The 22,641-nt window shown below is 64.3% G+C and carries 12 protein-coding genes and 1 pseudogene; 5 read left to right on the forward strand and 8 right to left on the reverse strand.

Annotated elements, in window-relative coordinates:
- The first annotated feature begins 167 nt into the window (after positions 1-167).
- The 3 genes from AC1DXM_RS23260 to AC1DXM_RS23270 all read left to right on the forward strand — a co-directional run bounded on the left by AC1DXM_RS23260 (position 168) and on the right by AC1DXM_RS23270 (position 11,760).
- The gene (locus AC1DXM_RS23260; protein ID WP_477236552.1) at positions 168-8,747 is read left to right on the forward strand and encodes a glycoside hydrolase family 94 protein; all 8,580 of its coding nucleotides are present in this window, start codon (positions 168-170) and stop codon (positions 8,745-8,747) included.
- Positions 8,748-9,091: 344 nt separating this feature from the next.
- Entirely contained in the window at positions 9,092-10,864 is a 1,773-nt protein-coding gene (locus AC1DXM_RS23265) for a glucan ABC transporter ATP-binding protein/ permease (protein WP_477236554.1), read from the forward strand.
- Between the two features lie 143 nt (positions 10,865-11,007).
- Positions 11,008-11,760 (forward strand): heme ABC transporter permease, encoded by a 753-nt coding sequence (locus AC1DXM_RS23270; RefSeq protein ID WP_477236556.1) that lies wholly within the window; start codon positions 11,008-11,010, stop codon positions 11,758-11,760.
- Between the two features lie 39 nt (positions 11,761-11,799).
- Here AC1DXM_RS23270 and AC1DXM_RS23275 read toward each other — a convergent pair whose 3' ends face one another.
- Positions 11,800-12,858 (reverse strand): D-TA family PLP-dependent enzyme, encoded by a 1,059-nt coding sequence (locus AC1DXM_RS23275; RefSeq protein ID WP_477236558.1) that lies wholly within the window; start codon positions 12,856-12,858, stop codon positions 11,800-11,802.
- Positions 12,859-13,001: 143 nt separating this feature from the next.
- Here AC1DXM_RS23275 and AC1DXM_RS23280 point away from each other — a divergent pair, with 143 nt between their 5' ends.
- A complete protein-coding gene (locus AC1DXM_RS23280; protein WP_352764602.1) occupies positions 13,002-13,688 on the forward strand; it encodes a D-lyxose/D-mannose family sugar isomerase in 687 nt (228 codons plus the stop codon).
- Between the two features lie 247 nt (positions 13,689-13,935).
- Here the strand turns inward: AC1DXM_RS23280 and AC1DXM_RS23285 are convergent, their stop codons facing one another.
- The 6 genes from AC1DXM_RS23285 to AC1DXM_RS23310 are packed head-to-tail and all read right to left on the reverse strand — an operon-like array spanning position 13,936 to position 19,883.
- Positions 13,936-14,796 carry an RDD family protein gene (locus AC1DXM_RS23285; RefSeq protein WP_477236560.1) on the reverse strand — a complete coding sequence of 287 codons (861 nt, stop codon included), beginning with the start codon at positions 14,794-14,796 and terminating at the stop codon, positions 13,936-13,938.
- A complete protein-coding gene (locus AC1DXM_RS23290) occupies positions 14,783-15,802 on the reverse strand; it encodes a stage II sporulation protein M (RefSeq protein WP_477236562.1) in 1,020 nt (339 codons plus the stop codon). The genes AC1DXM_RS23285 and AC1DXM_RS23290 overlap by 14 nt, the downstream gene beginning before the upstream one ends.
- Positions 15,799-17,109, reverse strand: coding sequence for a DUF58 domain-containing protein (locus AC1DXM_RS23295; RefSeq protein WP_477236564.1), 1,311 nt, complete (start codon positions 17,107-17,109; stop codon positions 15,799-15,801). The genes AC1DXM_RS23290 and AC1DXM_RS23295 overlap by 4 nt, the downstream gene beginning before the upstream one ends.
- Positions 17,106-18,062, reverse strand: coding sequence for an AAA family ATPase (locus AC1DXM_RS23300; protein WP_112563586.1), 957 nt, complete (start codon positions 18,060-18,062; stop codon positions 17,106-17,108). Before AC1DXM_RS23300 ends, AC1DXM_RS23295 begins: the two co-directional genes overlap by 4 nt.
- Positions 18,049-19,254 carry a DUF4350 domain-containing protein gene (locus AC1DXM_RS23305; RefSeq protein WP_477236567.1) on the reverse strand — a complete coding sequence of 402 codons (1,206 nt, stop codon included), beginning with the start codon at positions 19,252-19,254 and terminating at the stop codon, positions 18,049-18,051. The genes AC1DXM_RS23300 and AC1DXM_RS23305 overlap by 14 nt, the downstream gene beginning before the upstream one ends.
- Positions 19,251-19,883, reverse strand: a complete 633-nt coding sequence (locus tag AC1DXM_RS23310) for a DUF4129 domain-containing protein (RefSeq protein WP_436259551.1) — start codon at positions 19,881-19,883, stop codon at positions 19,251-19,253. The genes AC1DXM_RS23305 and AC1DXM_RS23310 overlap by 4 nt, the downstream gene beginning before the upstream one ends.
- Before the next feature lie 150 nt (positions 19,884-20,033).
- Here AC1DXM_RS23310 and AC1DXM_RS23315 point away from each other — a divergent pair, with 150 nt between their 5' ends.
- Positions 20,034-20,816 carry a hypothetical protein gene (locus AC1DXM_RS23315; protein ID WP_477236569.1) on the forward strand — a complete coding sequence of 261 codons (783 nt, stop codon included), beginning with the start codon at positions 20,034-20,036 and terminating at the stop codon, positions 20,814-20,816.
- Between the two features lie 27 nt (positions 20,817-20,843).
- Here the strand turns inward: AC1DXM_RS23315 and AC1DXM_RS23320 are convergent.
- Positions 20,844-22,522, reverse strand: a pseudogene (locus tag AC1DXM_RS23320) (tetratricopeptide repeat protein).
- Between the last annotated feature and the right edge of the window lie 119 nt (positions 22,523-22,641).

Here is a 22,641-nt window from a genome sequence, read left to right on the forward strand (position 1 = left end):
TGTTTGTCGAAAGCCCCTCCTTGAAATGTCGAAGGGATAACGCCCCTGGCGCGCTGCGAAGCAAAACTTTCGGCCAGTGTAATCATGCAACCAATTGCATTTGAATCGGTTTTAGGGACATTGCCGTGGCGGTGACGCCGCATCGCGTCCCCCATGCGGAATTTTCAATGAATATCCAGACGAATCCTGCCCAGATCGAAAAGACCAGCGCCAGCTTCCCGGCCATCACTGAAGAGCCGATACGCTCCAATTTCCTGCCAGAAGAGCGTCTGCGCGCGCTGGGCGACAGCCTCGCCAAGGGCGACGTCAAGGACCTGTTCGGCCTGACGCCGTTCGAGTTCCAGGCCCGCATCCGCGACAGCGCCAAGAAGATTCTCGAAGTTTACCGTTCGACCAATGCCGCGCAGACCAGGGGCGAAACCATCACGCCTGCCGCGCAGTGGCTGCTCGACAACAATTATCTGGTCGAGGAGACCATCTTTCAGGTCAAGCGCGACCTGCCGCGCCGTTTCTATCGGCAGTTGCCGACCCTGAAACTGTCCGATGGCGCGGCTGTGCCGCGCGCGCTGGCGCTCGCCTGGAGCTATGTCGCCCATTCCGACAGTTCGGTCTCGGCGACCATGTTCAAGGCCATCGTAGAGGGCTTTCAGTCGGTCGAGCCGCTGAAGATCGGTGAACTCTGGGCGCTGCCGTCGCTGCTGCGCTTCGTGCTGATCGAAAACCTGCGCCGCATCGCCGTGCGCGTCGACCGCACCAGGCAGATGCGCCACATCGCCAATGAGGTTGCCGACCGGGTTCTGGCGACCGACGACAATGCCGACCGGCAGAAGATCCTGTCGAGCTATAGCGCCCATGCCCAGGACACCACCTTTGCCACGCAGTTGCTCTACCGCCTGCGCGACGGCTCGCAAAATGCCGGCAGGGCGCTGGAATGGCTGGAGGTCGAGCTCGAGAAAACCGGCTCCGACGCCGAGGAAATCATTATTTCCGAGCATCGCACGCTGTCCAGCGGCAATGTCACCACCGGCAACATCATCCGCGGCCTGCGGCTTATCAACGACGTCGACTGGACGGTCTGGTTCGAAGGCGTCAGCCGCATCGACACGCTGCTGCGCGAGCGCACCGATTTCGCCGCGCTCGATTTTTTTTCGCGTGACCAGTACCGCACGTCGATCGAGCAACTGGCGCGCCGTTCCGACCTTTCCGAATTCCGCGTCGCCGAAAAGGCGATCGAGCTTGCCAGCCATGTGCCGGGCGTCACCGATGCCTCCGGCGTGCCGGATGCATCAGCCGATCCGACCATGCATACCGATGTCGGCTTCTTCCTGGTCGGCCCGCGCCGGCCGGATCTGGAAAAGGCAATCGGCTACCGGCCGCCTTTCTATGTGACGTTCAAGCGCGCCTTTACCAGCACAGGCTGGCTCGGCATCGTCGCGCCGGTCTTCCTGCTGACGGTGCTGCTGCTGGTGCTCTCCGGCAATGCGCTTGCCCATCTCGGCCTCTCGGTTCCCTCGATCACGTTGATGCTGGCGCTGTTTGCTGTGCCGGCCAGCGAAGGTGCGCTCGCTTTCTTCAACACCGTCGTTTCGCTGTTTCTGAAGCCGACGCGGCTTGTCGGCTATGACTACAAGCACGGCATCCCGACCGCTTCACGCACGCTGGTCGTGGTTCCGTCGCTGATCGGCTCGCGCGACGATGTCGAGGAAAACATCCGCAACATCGAGGTGCATCACCTCGCCAATACGGCCGACGAGATCCATTTCGCGCTGCTCTCCGATTGGCCGGATTCCAAGACTGAGATCGATGCCGCCGACATCGAGATCCTGCAATATGCGCGCGACGAGATCGCCAGGCTCAATGCCCGCTACCCCTCCGAAGGCGCGCCGCGTTTTTATATCCTGCATCGCCGCCGGCTCTACAACCAGGCGCAGGGCGCCTGGATGGGCTGGGAGCGCAAGCGCGGCAAGCTGCACGAGCTGAACCTTCTCTTGCGCGGTGACAGCGACACCACGTTCCTGCCGCTCGACGTGCCGCTGCCGGAAAAGGTCGTCTACGTCATGACGCTCGACGCCGACACGCGCACCACGCGCGACGCCGTGTCGTCGCTGGTCGGCAAGCTCGCCCATCCGCTCAACCGGCCGCATTTCGACGCGGCAAAGCGTGTCGTCACCGCCGGCTACACCATCCTGCAGCCGCGCATCACGGCCTCGCTCACCAGCGGCGACGACGCCTCCTTCTTCCAGCGCGTCTTCTCGGCCAACAGCGGTCTCGACCCTTACGTCTTTGCCGTCTCGGATCTCTACCAGGACGTCTTCAGCGACGGCTCCTTCACCGGCAAGGGTCTCTATCACGTCGACGCCTTCGAGGCGGCGCTGAAGGGACGCATCGAGGAAAACACCATCCTCAGCCACGATCTGCTTGAAGGTGCGCTGGCCCGTGCAGCGCTCGTCACCGACGTCGAACTGGTCGAGGACTATCCGACCCGCTATTCGGTCGACGCCTCGCGCCATCACCGCTGGGCGCGTGGCGACTGGCAGTTGCTAAGCTTCATCTTCAGCCCGCGTTCCGGGGTGCCGGCGCTGTCGCGCTGGAAGATGATCGACAATCTGCGCCGTTCGCTGACCCCGATCTTCTGGGTGATGGCGGCGATCGCCGGCTGGACGCTGCTGCCCTTCACGCAGGCCGCGCAATGGCAGGCGCTGCTCATCCTCTCGCTGTTCATGGCGCCGACTTTCGATGTCATCAACGCCATCTTGCCCAAGAGCGGCGACCAGACGCCGCGCGGCCATTTCTCGGCGCTGGCGCGCGACACCGTCTTCGGCACGGCGCTGGTCGCGCTGAAAGTGCTTTTGATGGCGCACAATGCCTGGATGATGGGCGATGCCATCGTGCGCACGCTCTACCGCCTGTTCGTCAGCCGCCAGAATCTTTTGGAATGGCGCACGGCGTCGCAGGCGCATAAGGGCGGCGACAACGACCTCGGCTCCTATTACAGCATGATGTATGGCGCCGTGATCATCGGCGTCGTCGGTCTCGCTATCCCCGTGCTGGCCGATTCCACCGGCGCCTTCGTTGCCTTCTTCTTCGCTTTGTTCTGGATCGGCTCGCCGGCGGTTGCCTGCTGGATCAGCCGTTCTGCCGAGACCGAGGACCGCCTGCGCATATCGCAGGCCGACATCCATGCGCTGCGCACAGTGGCGCGCCGCACCTGGCATTATTTCGAAACCTTCGTCACCGCCGAACACCACAATTTGCCGCCCGACAATTTCCAGGAAAGCCCGGCGCCGGTGGTGGCGCCGCGGACATCGCCGACCAATATCGGCGTCTATCTGCTGTCGGTGGTATCGGCGCGCGATTTCGGCTGGATTGCGCTCTCCGACGCCATCACCCGCATCGACGCGACGATGACGACCATCGAGAGCATGCCGCGCAACCGCGGCCATCTCTTCAACTGGTATGACACCACCACACTGAAGCCGCTCTATCCGCTCTACATCTCGGCGGTCGACAGCGGCAATCTCGCCGGCCATCTGGTCGCGGTGGCGGCAGCTTGCGCCGAATGGGCGGAAGCTCCGTCCGTCCATCTGCAGGGCGATTTCGAAGGCGTCCTCGACACGGTGACCATCCTCGACGAGAGCCTCGAGGACCTGCCCGATGACCGCCGCCAGCTCCGCCCGCTGCGCCAGCGGCTCGCCGACCGCCTCGACGGCATGCGGCGTGCCGTCCTGACCATCAAGGCGCAGCCGGAGATGGCCTCGATCCGCACCATCAATCTGGCCGTGCTTGCCGGCGAAATCCGCAAGCTCGCCACCGCCATCCACACCGAGGCCGGATCGCAGCGCAGCGACGTCATCGCCGACTGGGCAGCGCGGTTGGAAGCGACCTGCGAAGCGCATGTGCACGACTCGCACAGCGACGAGAACGCCGTCGAGGCCTTGCGCGCCAAGCTGCTCGCGCTGCGCGAGCGCTGCCGCCGCTATGCCTTCGAGATGGATTTCTCCTTCCTGATGCGGCAGGAAAGAAAACTGCTCTCGATCGGCTACCGGGTCGAGGAACACCAGCTCGACGAGAGCTGCTACGATCTGCTGGCGTCAGAGGCGCGGCTGACCAGCCTGTTTGCCATCGCCAAGGGCGACCTGCCGACCGAGCACTGGTTCCGGCTCGGACGTCCCATTGTCGAGATCGGCTTCCAGGGCGCGCTGATGTCCTGGTCGGGCTCGATGTTCGAGTATCTGATGCCGCCGCTGGTGATGAAGGAGCCGCAGGGCTCGATCCTCAACCAGACCAGCAAGCTGATCATCAAGCGCCAGATCCAGTATGCGCGCTCCAAAAACGTGCCATGGGGCATTTCGGAAGCCGCCTACAACGCCCGCGACCGCGAACTGACCTATCAATACACCAATTTCGGCGTGCCCGGACTTGGCCTTAAGCGCGGTCTTGGCCAGAACACGGTCATCGCGCCCTACGCCACGATCCTCGCGGCGCAGTTCACGCCGCGCGAATCCGTGCAGAATCTGGTCAGGCTGCGTTCGATCGGCGCACTGGGAAGGCACGGCTTTTATGACGCCGTCGATTTCACGCCGCAGCGTGTGCCGGAAGGCACCGACCACGCCGTCGTGCTGAACTACATGGCCCACCATTCGGGCATGTCGATCGCCGCCGTTGCCGACGCCATCTTCGAAGGCCGGCTGCGTGACCGCTTCCACAGCGATCCGGTGATCGAGTCTGCCGAACTCTTGCTGCAGGAGAGGGCGCCGCGCGACATCCCGACCGCCACCGTCAGGACAGAAGCCGACGAGCGCTCGAAGGACGAGACCGAGGTCGAGAGCCCGGATTCACGCATTGTCCTCGACCCGCTGAAGGCGCTGCGCGCCACCAGCGTCATGTCCAACGGCCGCTACTCCGTCATGGTCTCGGCGACAGGCTCCGGCTACAGCCGGTGGGGTGAACTGGCTGTCACCCGCTGGCAGCCCGATCCGACCGAAGACCGGCTCGGTTCCTACATCTTCCTTAGGGATGCCGGCACCGGCGACTGGTGGTCGGCCACCGCCGAGCCGCGGCAGGCGACCGGCGAGAGAGTGCAGACGCTGTTTTCCGACGACAAGGCGAGCTTCGTCAAAACGGTCGGCTCGTTGCGGTCGGAGGTCGAGTGCATCGTCATCTCGGAAGGCAATGGCGAAGGACGGCGCGTCACCCTTTACAATGACGGCGCTACCGACCGGCATATCGAGGTTACCTCCTTTGCCGAGCTGGTGCTGGGCAATGAGGCCTCGGACAACGCCCATCCGGCGTTCTCGAAAATGTTCGTCGAGACCGAGATATCAGCCAACAACGGCGCCATCTTCGCCACCAGGCGCAAGCGCGACAAGAACGAGCCCGACCTCACCATGGTGCATTTCGTCACCGATCCGTCGGGATCGGCACGCGATGCCGAGGCCGAGACCGACCGCCGCGCCTTTATCGGCCGTGGCCGCACCATCGCCGAGGCCGCCGCTTTCGATCCGGGCGCCAAGCTCGGTGGCCATCATGGCTTCACGCTCGACCCGGTCGCGGCACTGCGCCGGCAGGTCCGCGTGCCGGCCAACAAGAAGATATCGCTGACCTTCTGGACCGCCGTCGGCGCCAACCGCGCCGAACTGGACGAAGCCATCGCCAGGCTCGACCATCCCGAAAGCTTCGCTCGCCAGGCGATGCTCGCCTGGACGCGTTCGCAGGTGCAGACCAGGCATCTCGGCCTCAGCCTGACCGACGCCGCCAATGTGCAGAAGCTGGCACGCTATCTGATCTATCCCGATCCGTTCCTGCGCCTGCCGGCCGAATCCATTGCTTCGGGATTGGGCAAGCAGTCCAGCCTGTGGCCGACCAGCATCTCCGGCGATTTCCCGATCTTCCTGGTCCGCATCGGCGACGTGGCCGACCTCGAAATCGTCGCCCAGGCGCTGCGCTTCCAGGAGTATATGCGCGCCCGCGGCATGATGATCGACTTCGTCGTCGTCAACGAGCAGGCCTCATCCTATGTGCAGGACCTGCAGCGCGCAGTCGAGACGCTGTGCGAAAACAGCCGCTTGCGCGGCAAGGAGCTCGGGCCGCGCCAGCATATCTTCGCGGTGCGCCGCGACCTGATGGACGAGGCGACCTACAAGACGTTGCTGGCCGCCGCCCGCGTCGTGCTGCACACCCGCAATGGCACCATCTTCGACCAGATCGAGCGCGCCGAGGCGGCAGCCTTGCAGGCCCGCGATGCCTTGCAGCCGGCGGGTGCTGCGACCCTTCGCGAAACGGCTCTGCCAGTGCCGGTGGCGCCTGCATACCATGCTGCGTCTGACGCCAGTGCCGACGGCAGCGGCCTCAGCCAATGGAACGGCTTCGGCGGCTTCGAAGGCGATGGTCGCCACTACGTCACCCGCCTTGCCGGCCGGCGCACGACGCCGCAGCCCTGGATCAACGTCGTCTCCAACGCCTCGTTCGGCTTCCATGTCTCGGCCGAGGGGGCCGCCTTCACCTGGAGCCGTAACAGCCGCGACTACCAACTCACGCCGTGGTCGAACGATCCGGTCACTAACCGACCGGGCGAGGGCGTCTACATCTATGACTATGCAAGCGGCAAGGCGTTCTCGCCGCTTGCCGCCGTAGTCCGCGATCCCTCGATGACTTACGAGACATGGCACGGCCAGGGCTTTTCGACCTTCCGGTCGAAGCGCGGCCCGCTGTCGATGGATCTGACGCATGTGGTCGATCCCACCGATCCGGTGAAGATCACGCGGCTGCGCATCCAGAACTCGGGCTCGGCACCGGCGCGGCTGCGCGTCTATGCCTATGCCGAATGGGTTCTCGGCAGCCATCGTTCGAGCACGGCGGCCACCATCGTCCCGTCGAGGGATTCGGCGACCGGCGCGCTCTTGGCGCAAAACCCGTACGGGCTCGATTTCGGCGACCGGGTGGCCTTCCTGGCCGCTGCCGGGCCGGTGCATTCGGTGACAGGCGATCGCGGCGAGTTCATCGGCAGGCAGGGCACCAGCGCCTTCCCGCACGCCGTGGTCAGCGGCGCCGGCCTGTCGGGCCGCGTCGAGGCAGGCGATGATCCTTGCGCGGCTGTCGCCAGCGACGTCGACATCCCCGCCGGCGGCGACGTCACGCTCGTCTGGCTGCTCGGCGATGCCGCCAATCAGGCCGAAGCGAGCGCGCTGGTGCAGACCCATTCGGGCAAGGATTTTGACCAGCGGCTGGCCGACAATGAACGCGTCTGGCGCGGCTTCCTCGACACCATCCAGGTCGAGACGCCGGACAAGGCACTCGACGCCATGGTCAATCACTGGTTGCCCTATCAGAGCCTGGCCTGCCGCATCCGCGCCCGCTCGGCCTTCTACCAGGCAAGCGGTGCCTTCGGCTTCCGCGACCAGCTGCAGGACACGCTGGCGCTGCTGGCGCATGATCCGAAGCTGGCGCGCGACCAGATCCTCAACGCGGCGCGTCGGCAGTTCCCCGAAGGCGACGTCCAGCATTGGTGGCTGCCGCGCACCGACGCCGGCGTGCGCACCCTGATCTCGGACGACGTGGTCTGGCTGGCGCACGCCACCAACAGGTATATCGAGGTGACTGGCGATACAGGGATCCTCAAGGAGCAGCTGCCCTTCATCGACGGGCAGGTTCTGGGCGAGGGCGAGCATGATGCTTTCTTCACCCCCGAGATCTCCAAGACGCATGCCTCGCTCTACGACCATTGCGCGCGGGCGCTCGACCTTGCGGTCAAGCGCAGCAGCCCGGCCGGGCTGCCGCTGATCCTCGGCGGCGACTGGAACGACGGCATGAACCGCGTCGGCGAGCAGGGCAAAGGCGAGAGCGTATGGCTCGGCTGGTTCCTGCTGAAGACGCTTGGCGACTTTGCCGCTGTCGCCAAGGGGCAAAGCGACACCAAGCGGGCGCAGGCCTGGACAAAACACGCTGACGTGCTGAAGCGAGCACTGGAAAGCACCGCTTGGGATGGCCAATGGTACCGGCGCGGCAGCTACGATGACGGCACGCCGCTCGGCTCGCACAATTCGGACGAGTGCAAGATCGACTCGATCGCGCAGTCGTGGAGCGTGCTCTCCGGCGAGGGCGACCCGGCGCGCTCGACCACGGCGATGCAGCAGGCGACGAACCTGCTGGTCGACGACAAGCTCAAGATCGTCAAGCTGTTCACCCCGGCCTTCCAGAAAACGCAAAAGGACCCCGGCTACATCAAGAGCTACCCGCCTGGCGTGCGCGAGAACGGCGGCCAGTACACCCATGCAGCGACCTGGTTCGTCATCGCGCTCGCCGAAATGGGCCGCACCGACGATGCCTATCGCTGCTTCTCGATGCTGAACCCGGTCAACCATGCACTCGACGATGCGTCGGCCGAGCACTACCGGGTCGAGCCCTACGTCGTCGCCGCCGACATCTATTCGGGTGAAGGCAAGGGCGGTCGGGGTGGCTGGACCTGGTACACGGGCTCAGCCGGATGGCTCTACCGTGCTGCCGTCGAAGGCATTCTGGGCATCGAGCGGCGCGGCAAGCAGATCACGTTCCGGCCCAAACTGCCCAGCCACTGGGACGGTTACTCGGCAACGCTCAAGATGCTGGGAGCCGAGGTCAAGGTTCGCGTCATCCGCGACAAAAAGGCCAAGACCATCTCGCTCGAAGTCAATGGAACCAAGACAAAGTCTTCCGGCTTTGAGCCGAAAGCCGGTGACAAGACCGAGGTGGTCGTCAAGATACCCGCGTAAAATCAAAGGTTTGAACCAATTTGCGCGCGCCTTTCGGGGCGCGCGTTTCTATTTGGTCATGCGCGTGGCGCAAAGCAGCCCTGCTTCTTATGTATTGGCGCTGCGGGGTGTGGGTGATTAAAAATGTGGCAGCCTTGGGCACGTGCCATGATTTTGCCGCAAGACTGACATTTCACCTTTTATCTCAAACCGTTAGGTGATCACGGCAGATTTCGCAACGTCGTCATCTTTTGTTCGCAGAATGGGAACGGAAGAGCTAGACGGGCATTGTTTTGCGACCCGTTAACCGATACGTGTCAAGAAATGGTGCAGTGCACAATGAATGTTTGGGCGGAGTAGCTGAAGTGTCACTTCTGCAAATCTACTGGAGAGCGCTGGGTTATCTCGCAGCCGACAGGAAACGCGTTGCGTTGATCTGCGGTGCGAATGTCGCGCTTGCCATCATCGCTATCCTCGAGCCGATCATGTTCGGTCGGGTGATCGACGCCATCTCCGATAAGGGTTCGGTGTTTTCGACGCTGGCTCTCTGGGCCGGCCTCGGCGCCTTCAACATCATTGCCTTCGTGCTGGTGGCGCGTGGCGCCGATCGTTTTGCCCACAAGCGCCGCAGCGAAGTGCTGTGCCAGTCGTTCGAGCGCGTGATCACCATGCCGCTTGCCTGGCACCATCAGCGCGGCACCTCCAACGCGCTGCACACGCTGCTGCGCGCTGTCGAGACGCTGTTCAGCCTGTGGCTTGAATTCATGCGCCAGCATCTGTCGACGGCCGTTGCGCTTGCCCTGCTGATCCCCACCGCGATCAGCATGGATCTGCGCATGTCCATGGTGCTGATGGGCCTTGGCGTTCTCTATATCGTCATCGGCCGCCTGGTGATGAAGCGCACCAAGGCAGGCCAGGCCGCCGTCGAGCGCCACTATCACAAGGTGTTCGCGCATGTGACCGACTCGGTCAGCAACGTCGCCGTGCTGCAGAGCTACAACCGTCTCGGCCATGAGGCCGATACGCTGCGCCGCTATGTCAAGAACCTGCTCGATGCGCAGAACCCCGTGCTCGACTGGTGGGCGATGGCCAATGCGCTGCACCGCCTGTCGTCAACCATTTCGATGATGGTCGTGCTGCTGATCGGCGCTTATCTCGTCACCCATGGCCAACTCAAGATCGGCGACGTCATCGCCTTCACCGGCTTTGCCACGCTGCTGATCGCTCGTCTCGACCAGATGTCGGCTTTCGCCAACCAGATTTCGGAAGCCCGCGCCAAGCTGGAGGACTTCTATCATCTCGAGGATTCGGCCGCTGACGCCGCCGAGCCCGATGGCTTGCGCGATCTCACCAACGTCACCGGCCACGTCCGCTTCGAGAATGTCGGCTTCGAGTTCGGCAATTCGGGGCAGGGCATCGACGACGTGTCGTTCGAAGTCCAGGCCGGCCAGACCGTTGCCATCGTCGGCCCGACCGGCGCCGGCAAGACGACGCTGATCAATCTCTTGCAGCGCGTATTCTCGCCGTCCCATGGCCGTATCCTGATCGACGGCATCGACACCCGCACGGTGACCCGCAAGTCGCTGCGCCACTCGATCGCCACCGTGTTCCAGGATGCCGGCCTGCTCAACCGCTCGATTGAGGACAACATCCGCGTTGGCCGCGCCGAGGCGACTTATGACGAAGTGCATGCCGCAGCCGACGCTGCCGCGGCGCAGGACTTCATCCTGGCCAAGAGCGAAGGTTACGATACCGTCGTCGGCGAGCGTGGTGGCCAGCTCTCGGGCGGTGAGCGTCAGCGTATCGCCATTGCCCGCGCCGTGCTCAAGGACGCCCCGATCCTAGTGCTCGACGAGGCGACCAGCGCGCTCGACGTGGAGACCGAGGACCGCGTCAAGGAAGCGATCGATGAACTGCGGCGCAACCGCACCACCTTCATCATCGCCCACCGCCTGACCACCGTTCGCGACGCCGATCTGGTCGTGTTCATGGACAAGGGCAAGGTGGTCGAGATGGGCGGCTTTGCCGAACTGTCGCTGCGCAACGGCCGTTTCGCCAGCCTGCTGCGCGCCGGCGGCCTGCTCAACGACGAGGAAGTCCGCCGCCTCAGCCGCACGGTAAATATCGAAGCGGCGTAATCCGCCGCCCGGCCCCTCGCAGGCCCAGGGTGCTCGAAGCTCGAAAAGCCAAGCAGTTGGCTTTTCGTCCGCTAGCGGACCGCTTCTCACCCTGCGACACTCCTCGATTGCCCCAAGCGCCCCGTCGGTCTATTTAGGTCCGCATGAGCGACACCTCTTCACGCCTCACCGGCTGGATCGACCTCGCCAACCCGACACGCTTCGTCGGGCTGGCCGACAGGCTGGTGCCGTGGCTGGCGTCCATCGCCGCGATCCTGCTCGCCGTTGGCCTCTATATGAGCTTTGCCGCGCCTGAGGATTTCCAGCAGGGCATCACGGTGCGCATCATGTACATCCACGTGCCTTTCGCCTGGCTCGCCATGATGTGCTACACGGTCATGGCGGTTGCGGCGCTCGGCACGCTGGTCTGGCGCCATCCGCTGGCCGATGTCGCGCTGAAATCGGCCGCCCCGATCGGCGCCACCTTCACCGCGCTTGCGCTGGTCACCGGCTCCATCTGGGGCAAGCCGATGTGGGGCACCTGGTGGGTGTGGGATGCGCGCCTGACGTCTGTGTTCGTGCTCTTTCTCATGTATCTCGGTATCATCGCGCTGACGCGCGCGCTGGATGACGCCAGCCGCGCCGCCTGGGCTGCCGCCATCATCACGCTGGTCGGCTTCATCAACATTCCGATCATCAAATTCTCGGTCGACTGGTGGAACACGCTGCACCAGCCGGCTTCAGTGTTCCGGCTCGGCGGCCCGACCATCGATCCCAGCCTGCTGTGGCCGCTGCTGGTGATGGCGCTCGGCTTCACCGTGCTGTTTTTCGCCCTGCATTTGACGGCGATGCGCACCGAAATCCGCCGCCGCCGGGTGATCGCCATGCGCCGTGTCGCGGCGCGACAGGCTAACTGAGCTCCCCTTCTCCCACAGGGGGAGAAGGGAAAGCGCTAGTCACCCCATCCGTCCACGCGCCATCACCGGCAGCGTCTCCAGCACCTTGTCGCCATCGATGAGATGCACCTGGTCGAACAGGTTGGTCACCACGCAGCAGTGGTCCGGCACCACGCGCACGCGCTCGCCGATGCGAAGGCTCGCACCGTTTCCAAGCGTGACCGTGCCGTGCTCCTCGCTCAGGCCGGTGACGCGGGCGCCGGGCATACCGAGCAACTCGCCAAACTCGGGCAATCCCAGCGTGTCGCTGGACAGCGCCTTGCTGCCGCTGTCCAGAATGGCGCGGGTCGGCGTCGGATGGCTGACCACGGTTGCAAGCACCGTCAGCGCGCAGTCGTCGAGCGTGCCGACGCCTTTGGCGACCTGATAGCGGTCGAGATAGATGTAGGTGCCGGGACGGTATTCGGTGACCACGCTGTCTTCGCCGGAGCGCCACATGTCAGGCGTGCCGCCGCTGGAGATACGACCACAGGCGAGGCCCGACGCCGCAAGCGCCTGCTTGGCGCCAACCAGCCATGTCTCGGCCTCCGTTGCGCGGCCAGCCGCGGGGTAGGTCATCAGCCCGCCGAAGGTGAGCCCCTTGGCTTGATCGATCACCTTTGCCAGCGCCAGGGCCTCGGCGGCGCTCTGTACACCGCAGCGGCCCATGCCGGTGTCGCATTCGACCAGAACGGGCAGGGGATGCCCGGCATCGGTGAAGGTGGCGGCGAGCCCTTCCAGCGTTTCACGGCTGTCCGCCGTCACCGACAGCATAATGCGGCCATGCAACGCCTTGAGCCGCTCCAGCTTGGCGCGGCCTAAGATGTTGTAGGGCAGAAAAATGTCGGAGAGCCCGGCATTGGCCATCACCTCGGCCTCGCCGATCTTTTGGCAGGTGATGCCGACCGCGCCCGCCGCCATCTGCTTCTTCGCCCAGTAGGGCAGCTTGTGGGTCTTGATGTGCGGCCTGAGCTTCAGCCCGTGGCGGTCGGCATGCGCCTGCGCTCGTGCGATGTTGGCTTCGGCGCGGGCCGCATCGATCAGGATCGCCGGCGTATCGAGGTCGTCTATGCCTTGCATGAATGTCACCTTGGGAAATTTGGCTGGACTTATGGCCCCGATCGGCCCGGATGTCATGGGGCCAGCATGCAGTTTGCGTCGACACCGCAACGCTGTTCGGCTATGCGCTTTAGGCAGGAACGCGACGCCAAGGGATCACGACCATGAAACGCTCCACCGTCAACGACATCATCCGCGATGCCGACGCCTTCATCCGCTCGTTCGGCTACATCATGCCGCCCTTCGCCTACTGGTCGCCGGAGGAGATGAAGGCGCGCAAGGCTGACTCCGCGGCTATTTTCACCTCGCGGCTGGGCTGGGACATCACCGATTACGGCCAGGAGAAATTCGACGAGCTCGGCCTGTTCCTGTTCACCGTGCGAAACGGCGTCTATGCCGACATGAAGAAGGGCATGGGCATGCTCTATGCCGAGAAGATCATGATCTCGCGCAAAGACCAGCTGTCGCCGATGCACCGCCACAACATCAAGGCCGAGGACATCATCAACCGCGGCGGCGGCAAGCTGGTGCTGGAGCTGTTCATGCACGATCGCGACGGCGGCATCGATCCAAAGGCCGAAGTGTCGGTGCCGGTCGACGGCACCATCCACAGGCTGCCGGCGGGCGGGCTGTTGAAGCTCGACCCCGGCCAGAGCGTCACGCTGATGCCCGGCGTCTGGCACGCCTTCTGGGCCGAGGGCAAGGATGTGCTGATCGGCGAGGTCTCTACCGTCAATGACGATCTCACCGACAACGTCTTCCGCGAGCCAATCGGCCGCTTCTCCAACATCGACGAAGATGTTGCGCCAGTGCATCTGCTGGTGTCCGACTATGAGAAATGGGTGGGGTAAGCGAGAGGCACTCCATTTCATCGGCTGGTGCTGCCCGTCATTGCCCTGCCGGGCATTTCTCCCCGTATAGCGACGGGGAGAAAGATGCTGTCGCGGATGGTTTCGCCAATATCCAGCTTTGCAGAATAGGCGCGGCGCTGCGGCAGCTCTCTTCTCCCCGTCACTATACGGGGAGAAGGTGCCGGCAGGCGGATGAGGGGGCAGCGCTGGCGTTCTGTGATTGTTACCAGGCGCTTAGAGTGCCTTCCTACCGCTGATACTTGTCCGCCTTGCGGGTTCCCAGCAGAAGCTTGCGTTCGAGTTGTGCCCGCAGCTCGCCATAATAGGCGGTGAGGAAGGCCCGGGAATCTCCCGGCTCGATCATTATGCCGATCTTGCGCCCGATCGTCTCGGCCACGGCTTTCAGCGCGAAATAGTCGTCGCGGCGCAGCACCTCTTCCAGCTTGTGCAGTTCGGCAATGCCATAGGCATCGAGCTGCGCCTGGGTGAAGCGGAAGGCGCGTGCGTTCTGGCGTTGCGACAGGTCCTCGACCAGCGCCAGTTTCGGCGCTTCGACCACCCAGGTTCCGGCCAACAGGTCGCCGATCCGCATGCGGTCGCGGTTGAACAGCGGGAACAAGGCAAACAGCAGCGCCCAGACCAGTCCGAAGATCGTCGACAGCGTGTCGGCAAACCCCATCTCGCTGCGGCCAAGGATGATCGACAGCGGCAGGAAGATCTCGATCTCGCGCATCAGATTGCGGGCGATGACTTGGTCGACCGAAAGGCCGGCGCCGCTGCGCGACGCCACCCGGATGCCGAGCATCCGTTTGCCTGGCGTGGCAGCGCGGCGGCCGGCCTCGAAGACGATGAAATAGGCGTTGCGCAGGAAGAAGATCAGGATGATCCAGACGATGAACAGCGGCTGCGCGCCTTCGCCGTTGAGGCCGGCCAGCCCGAACAGCGCGACGATCGTGATCACGATTGCGGTGACGATGATGATGACGAAGTCGAGCAGGAAGGCGGCGGCGCGTGTGCCGGCATCGCCGAGTTTGATCCTGAGATCGACACCTTCCGGCGTGATCAGCGGCCGTATCGTCGAGACGGCAGCGCGCCTAGCGGTCGCCATGCCGCACCACCCTGAACAAATAGAAATAGCAAAGCCACAGCGTCAGCATGCCGCCGCCGATGGCATAGCGTGTGGCGTCGCTGGTGATCACCTGTCTGCCGATGCCTTCGAGCAGGCCGGCACACAAAAGCATGATCGTCACCCCGACCATCGTGGTGGCGGCCACGCGCCCGGCATCGGCTGCTGCCGTCATTCGCGTCAGTTCGCCGGGAAAGGCGATGCGCGTGCCGATGCGCATGCCGGCGGCACCCGCCAACGCGATTGCAAACATCTCGGTGGTGCCATGGATGGACAGCCATCCGCCCAGCTCCACGCCAAGCCCCTTGGCGACGTAGATCTGGAACATCGCGCCGAGCAGGCAGCCATTCATCAGGATCAACAGCACGCTCGGCACCGCGAAGGCAAAGCCAAGCGCGAAGGCCAGGATCGCCACCTGGACATTGTGCGTGAACAGATAGGCGGCGAAGCCCGACAGGAAATTGCTATCGGCGCCATCATAAAGCACCTGGCGCAGCACTTCGACGGATGCGTCCGGATTGCGCCCGCCGGCGAGACTCGGCGGGATGATGGCGTCGTACCAGCCCTTATCTTTCGTCACCAGCCAGTAGCCGGCGCCGAAGCCGACAAAGGTCAGGACAACCGACAGCAAGGTCTCCCGCCACAAATCGCGAATGGCATGCGGCCAGTCATGCAGGAAGAAATCGCCAATGCGCTGCCGGAGGCTCCGGCGCGCGCCATAAAGGTAGAAGTAGCCGCGCAGGCAGAGCGCTTCGAGATAGCCGACCAGCGCATTGTCGAGCGAGGTCGCCCGCGCCACCGAGAGCGAGGACAGCGCCGAGCGGTAGAGCAGCGGCAGCGACAGCAGCTCATCTTCGGACAATGTCCGCGGCGCGCGTTTCTCGACCCGGGCAAGCAGCGCCTCGAACGCCTTCCAGTCGGCCTCGCGCTCCGAACGGAAGCTGGCCAGCGACTGGCGCACGGCATCCTTGCCGACCAGCGCGTTCACAACAGATCCTCCTGCTTGAGTTCGAGATAGCGCTCGACCAGCGCCGGTCCGAGCCTCTGGTGGTCGGCCTCGATGACATGCGCGCCGAGCAGCCGCAGCCGTCCGATGACGACCTGCCTTTCGCGCAACAGCCCACCGGCGACGACCGCGCGCGCCACATCCTCTGGTGTGTCCGGCGGCATGTCGGCCAGTGTCTCCAGCTCGACATCCTTCATCATCATGAACAGCACCAGATGCCGTTCGGTCAGCCGGCCGACGGTGCGCAGCATCAGTTCGGCGCTGATCGGATCGACGAAATCGGTGAAGATGATCACCAGCGAGCGCCGGTCGAGCCGCGCCGCAAGCGTGGTCAGCGCCAAGGTGAAGTTAGTCTCTTCGGTGGAATAGTCGATCTCGGCCGCGCGCTTCTGGATCATGGCGAAGCTGGCCGAGCCGCGCACGGCGCCGCTGGACACGCGCGGCCGCGCATCGAAACCGAACAGGCTGATCATGTCGCCGCCCTTCAGCGCAATGAACGCCGTCAGCAAGGCGGCGGTGACGGCGCGGTCGACCTTCGGCACGCCGTCGACGGGCTCGCACATCAGCCGGCCGCTATCGATGGCCAGCACGATGTTGTTGTTCTCCTCGATGCGGAACTCGCGCGCCAGAAGCCTGCCGTGGCGGGCGCTGCGCTTCCAGTCGATCATGCGCCGGCCCATGCCGGGCTGGTAATCTTTCAGCGCCTCGAATTCGCGGCCCTGGCCGGCGCGGCGTTGCGCATGGCCGTCTGGCAACGACTGGCGCTGCAGAAGCGTGATCGCCTCGTCGCGGGCGCTGCGGATGTCAGGCAACACCGCGACCTTGTTGTCCATCGGCAGCACGACCTGGTTCCAGACCAGACCGAACGGCCCGCGCCAGCGCACCCACAAGCGGTCGAACCTGGCCATACCGCGCCGCAGCGCCTGGAATTTGAGGTCGAGCGATGCGCTGCCGGCCTCGGCAGCCAATGCTCCGCCTGTGCCGCCCAGCGGCTCCAGCCGCTCATCATGGCCGAGACGCGCCTGCACCGCGCGCGGACGTCCGCTGAGCCTGGCGGTGACATTGACAGTGAACTGGCCGCCGACGCTAACCTGCGGCGGCGCATGGATGGTGGCGTCCAGGGAAGCGCGTCCGCGCCCGGCGGCAGCGTCCACAGCCAGGAACGCAAGCAGCACGCAGATCCACAGCAGGCCGAGATACCATAGCGACGGCAGCGCGAGTGCGATCAGGAAGGCCGGTATTGCACCTGCCGCACCTGCCCAGACTGCCCGGCCGCTCGGATAAATCAACGTGGCGCTTCCGTCTGGTCGACAAGGTCGGTGACGATCTGCTCGACCAGGCGGCCGTCGATCTGCGCCGCCGGCGAAAGGATCACGCGATGGCGCAACGCCGGCACGGCAAGCGCTTTGACGTCGTCGGGGATGACATAGGCACGCCCGTCGAGCGCTGCCCGGGCGCGTGCGGCTCTCGCCAGCATGGCGCCCGCGCGCGGGCTGGCGCCAACTTCGAGGTCGGGGCTGGCGCGCGTCGCCCGCACCAGCCTGGCGATATAATCGACGACATCGTCGACAAGCGTGACCTCGCCGACTGTCGCCAGCGCCTTTTCCAGCGTCTTGCGGTCGGCCTGGGCGGTGATGCCGTACTGCTTGATATCGTGCGAGGCGGTGCCGCCGCCGTGATGGATGATGATTGCCTTTTCCTCTTGCGCGTCGGGATAGCTCACCCGGTGCTTGAACAGGAAGCGGTCGAGCTGGGCCTCGGGCAGGGGATAGACGCCCTGGTGTTCGATCGGGTTCTGCGTCGCCACCACCATGAAATTCTGGCCGAGCGAATGGGTGGTGCCGTCAAAGGTGACGGCATGCTCCTGCATCGCCTCCAGCAGGGCGGCCTGGGTCTTTGGCGGTGTGCGGTTGATTTCGTCTGCAAGCAGCAGGTCGCAGAAGATTGGACCGTGCGTCAGCGTGAATTGCCCGGTCTGGAAATTGTAGATGTTGGAGCCGACGATGTCGCCGGGCATCAGGTCGGGCGTGAACTGGATGCGGCCATAGGCGACGCCCAGCGCCTGGGCAAAGCAGCGCGCCGTCATCGTCTTGGCCGTGCCCGGCGGTCCCTCGAGCAGAATATGCCCGCCGGCGAACAATGCCGTCAGCATCAGATCGACCGTATCGTGTTGCCCGGTGATGGCCTTGGCCACCTCTTCCCTGATCTGTGTCGCCAGGGCCTTTACATCATCGACGTTCACCGAGCCTCCTTGCCGTCCAGTCGTGCAGCTTTTCGGCTGCCTCATGCATTTGTGTCAGGGTCTTTGCCGCGTCGGCGGCCTGCAGGCGGGTCGTGAAACCGCCGGTTTCGTCCTTATCGCGGGAATCGAGCCAGCGGTCGAGCGCTTCGCCCTGCAAACCATGCGGCGCACCAAGCAAAGCGCCGGCACGCACCCGCGCCAGCGCGCCGTAGCGATCGCCCAGCTCCTCCAGCCGGCCGGCGCGGCGCAACAGCATCGCCGTGGTGTCGACCAGCGCGCGCTTGCCGAAGGCGATGGCGCGCTGATCGGCCCGCGGCGGACCGAACCGGCCAAGGCCATGCAGGAACGCCAGCGCCGCCGCCGCCAGAATGGTCAGCGTCAGCGCCAGGAAAGGCGGTTCGACCAGAAGCTTGGCGAGGTCGTATTTTCGCCCGAAACCGTGCAGCGTCAGGTCGAACGTCACCGGACCCTCTTCGGACTGCAGGAACTCGATCAGCTTCAGCGCCGCCGCTGCCTTGTCGGGATCCTTGAGCGCGGCATTGTTGATCAGGTCGGGGTCGGTCAGGATATAGAACCGTTCGTCTTCCACCTCGGTCAGCACCGCCTTGTCGTTGCCGGCGGCAATCAGCGGGTGTTCGTCTGCTACCCACTGCAATTGGTCGGGAACGTTGACCATCTGCCCTGAGACGTCGATTTGTTTGACCGTGATCTCGCCTCCGCCGAGCTTGGCCTTGGCGATGCGGCCGAGCCAGTCGTTCACCACGACGGCCGGTAGCCGCTCGATCTTCATCTCCCAGCCCTCATGCTGGAACAGCGGCAAGGTCGCCCATTTGGGCAGCACGAACAGCGTATCCATACCCTTGCGAAGCTTGATGATGTTGGCGAGCGCATCCGGATCGCTGTCGGGTGAGATGGTGACGACCAGCAGCATTTCGGTCTCGAGGTCGCTGTCGGACCGCGCCATGTCGGGGGCTTCGCCGGTAAGCTCCAGCCACTCCGCCAGGCCCGCATAGCCGATGCCGCTCTTCGACAGTGGCGTCGCGCCGCCGACGCTGGGCTGACGGAAGTCGGGGGCATAGGTGGACAGCAGGAAGAAGCCCGCCGCCGCGAGCAAGCTGGCAAAAATGCCCCAGAACAGCGTCCTTCGGCTGAACGGTTCCTGCTGGGCGATGTCGGCGGTCGAAGCACTCACACCCAGGCATCCCTGAAGACGAATCGCTCATAGGCGCCGCGCGCCTCCTGCCAGCCCTCTGGGCCGACCGGCCGGCGCGCGAAAAGCGCCGCCTCGACGATACGCGCGATCTGGGTGAAGGCGCTGCGCGCCCGTGTCGGGATCGAAGCTGCACTGGCGATGTCGCGCGCGGTCAGCGACGGGCGCAGAAAGTCCGGCAGGCGCCCGGCAATGTCGGCGACACTGCGGCGAAGCAGGAGATGCACCGCCTCGTCATACTCGCCGCGGGCAGCCAGCGCATCGGCTTCCGACAACAGGATCTGCGCCGCACCGACGTCGGGACGCCACGTCGCTTCAGCCTCGGTCACGCTCTTCTTGCGCCGCCAGGGCAGGCGCCAGGCGACGCCTTTCACCTCGAGCAAAATCAGCAACAGGATGATCGCGGCACCTGTGATCACGGCGCCCCAGAACAGGTAGATCATGTAGGGGCCAAGCCATTTCAGGAACTCGCCAAACGGCTTCAGCCACTCGGGTGGCTGGGGCTGCACATAGGCCGGCAGGTCGAACTGGATCGAATCGTCCGACAGCAACTGCTTGTGCAGTTTGGCCAGCCATTCGGCTTGCGCAGCGTCCGGCTGTGCAGCAGTCACCTTTTCGCCCCCATGCAACCCGCAGTTCGCGCGCCGACACTGACAATGCAGCGCAACATTTGCAAGTGGGCTAGACGCCGCTCGCCAATCTTGGCAAATTTACTACTGCGGTCGCCGGACAATATTCGGCGGGGGAACAGGGGGCGCATCATGACTTCGGCAACATTTGCACGGCCCGAGAAATTTCAGATCGGCAGGGTCTTCAACAACAGCTTCTCCGTCATCGGCCGAAATATCGTCCTGACGGTCGGATTGGCCTTTCTGTTTTCGGGCTTGCCGACGATCTTGCTCCAGCTGTGGACCGATTCTCGCATGCAAGCGCTCCTGCAGGCCGATCCTGGCGCCGCGGCCGATCCCACCTTAATGTTGCGCAATTCCTGGGTCACGGTTGTCGCCATTTTCGTCAACTCCATTTTCGCGCTGTTGCTTCAGTCGGCGCTTGTGCGGGCCACGATCGAGGACCTGAACGGCAAGCGTCCGACCCTCGGCGACAGCCTGCAGATCGCCATTCGCTTTCTGCTGCCGACCCTGGCGATAGGTTTCCTCGTTGCTTTGGGATCGGGCCTGGCGATGATCGCCTTGATCGTGCCCGGCATCATCCTGTGGCTCGGCTGGTCGGTCTCGGTGCCGGTTTTGATCCAGGAGCGGCTTGGCGTGTTTGGCTCCATGTCGCGCAGCCGCGCCCTGACCAAGGGCAGCCGCTGGTCGCTGTTCGGCCTGTTCGTGGTGCTGTTGATCATCGCCATGGTCATCCAGGGGGCGGTTGGCGTGGTTGTCTACCTGTTTCACGGCACCGCCGCTACGATCGTGGCGGGGCTGGTGCAGAGCGTGACGTCGATGCTGCTGTCGGTCGCCGCCGCGGTCAGCTATGTCGAGCTGCGCCAGGTCAAGGAAGGCACGAGCGTCGATGAGCTGGCGGAGATTTTCTCGTAAGGCGACGCCGCTGCGGTCGGCTGGGCTTCAATGGCAGCAGCTTGGCCCTGCTTGCGCGCTCGTCCGGCACGGGCATGACGAGGTGATCGCCACATCCGCCTTGGCCAACGCAGCTGCAAGCTTCTCCTGCAGTCCCGCCAGTTCCGCGCTCTCGCCACGCCGCTTCAGGCACTCGACCAGCCCGTGCAGCGCCCAGACATTGTCGGGGTGCTGGGCGCAGCGCTGTACCTTGCCGCTGAGGCCCAAATCGTCGCGATAGACCTGCTCGGCCTCGTCGGCATGGCCCTGGTCGAGCAGCAGGGCGGCCAGCGCATGGCGCGGCGGATGCATCCAGGCCCAAGGCTCGGTGTAGGACAGATTGTCGTCGAGCTCGACTGCGTGGCGCAGATGCGTATAGGCCTCGTCATGCTGGCCCTGGTGGTAAGCAAGCTCGCCATCGAGCAGGGCCGCACCAACGGCCAGCGAAGCCCGCGTCGGATTGCTGAGGAAGCGCCGTTCCGGTGGGATGCTCTCGACCTGCCTGCGAAAGTTTTCGCGCTCGCGCTCGGCGGCCGTGAATTGCTTGAGCGTGGCATGAGCGACGCCCTTGGCGTAGTGCTGCATGGCTGATGTCAGCACGTACAGTTCCGGCTCTGCCACCATCGGCTCGTCGATGATCTCCTGCCAGCGGCCGAAGCGCACCTGCACATGCGCGCGCATGGCGTGATAGCCTTCTACGGTCTGCGTCAACTTCGGCCGGCCCTGGATGGCGACCACGTCGCGCGCGACCAGGCTGCGCACCTTGTCGGCCGCCCACAGCGCCGGCTGGTACTGGCCAAGGAACATGCAGGTGAACATCATCAGATGCAGGTCGTGGCAGCAACCGAGGAGGTCGTCTCACTGGCATAGGCGAGGTAGAGATCGTTGGCCCGCACTGCCTTTTCGCTGGCAAGCTTTGCCTTCTCGTATTCGCCGCACAGCACATGGATGTGGCCTGGCATGTGGTTCATGTGGCCGGCATCGGGACACATCGTGCCAAGCAAATCGGCCGAACGTATGCCGCGCTCCGGCTGCGTCGACATTTCCAGGAGATGGATGTGCAGATGCAGGATCGCCGGATGCGGCGCAGTGCCGGCTTCGTCCGACAGCCGGATCGAACGCTCACAGACTTCCAGCGCCTCCAGCACATCCGAATTCGGCGCCGGTCTGCCAGTCTTCAAATCCCACAGCCGCCGCACCGTGCGCATCATCAGCGCCTCGACGGTGAGCGCCATCACGTCATGGTCGTCGGGAAAATCGCGATAGACCTGCCGCATCGCGGCGGCATAGGCATTGTCCCATTGTTCGAATTCCGCGGGCGTGACGCCATGAGGCTGCTGGAAGCGGGCGGCCAGCGCCTCGATCAGCCGCTGCTCGACGGGGCTGGCGCTCGCAGAACCTGCCCGCGCCAGCTGCACATGATCGAAGCAGCGGCGGGTGGCACGGTTCGCCTCGTCCTTGCCGTGCTCTTTCCAGGTGAGGTTGTAAAAAGGCCCGGCGGCATAGGCGATGCCCCAATGCACGAAGGCGCAATCAGGGTCGGTTTCCAGCGCCTTCTCGAAGCACTTTATGCCTTCCTCATGGTTGAAGCCGTAACACCAGTTCAGCCCGATATCGAACCAGCGCTGCGTCTCGGCCGAGGCGGTGGAGATGGGACGGCGATAGGTGCCGAGGTCGAAGTGATCCATGCCTGATTCGCTCTGAGCCGAAAGTCGGTCAGGCGCAATCTGTGCCAAAATTCGTGGCGATGGCAAATGGCATTCGGCCGGCACGGCTCATTCGAACCGCGCCGGCCCAAGAGTCCCGG

It is taken from the genome of Mesorhizobium sp. P3_A2, from assembly GCF_056403115.1.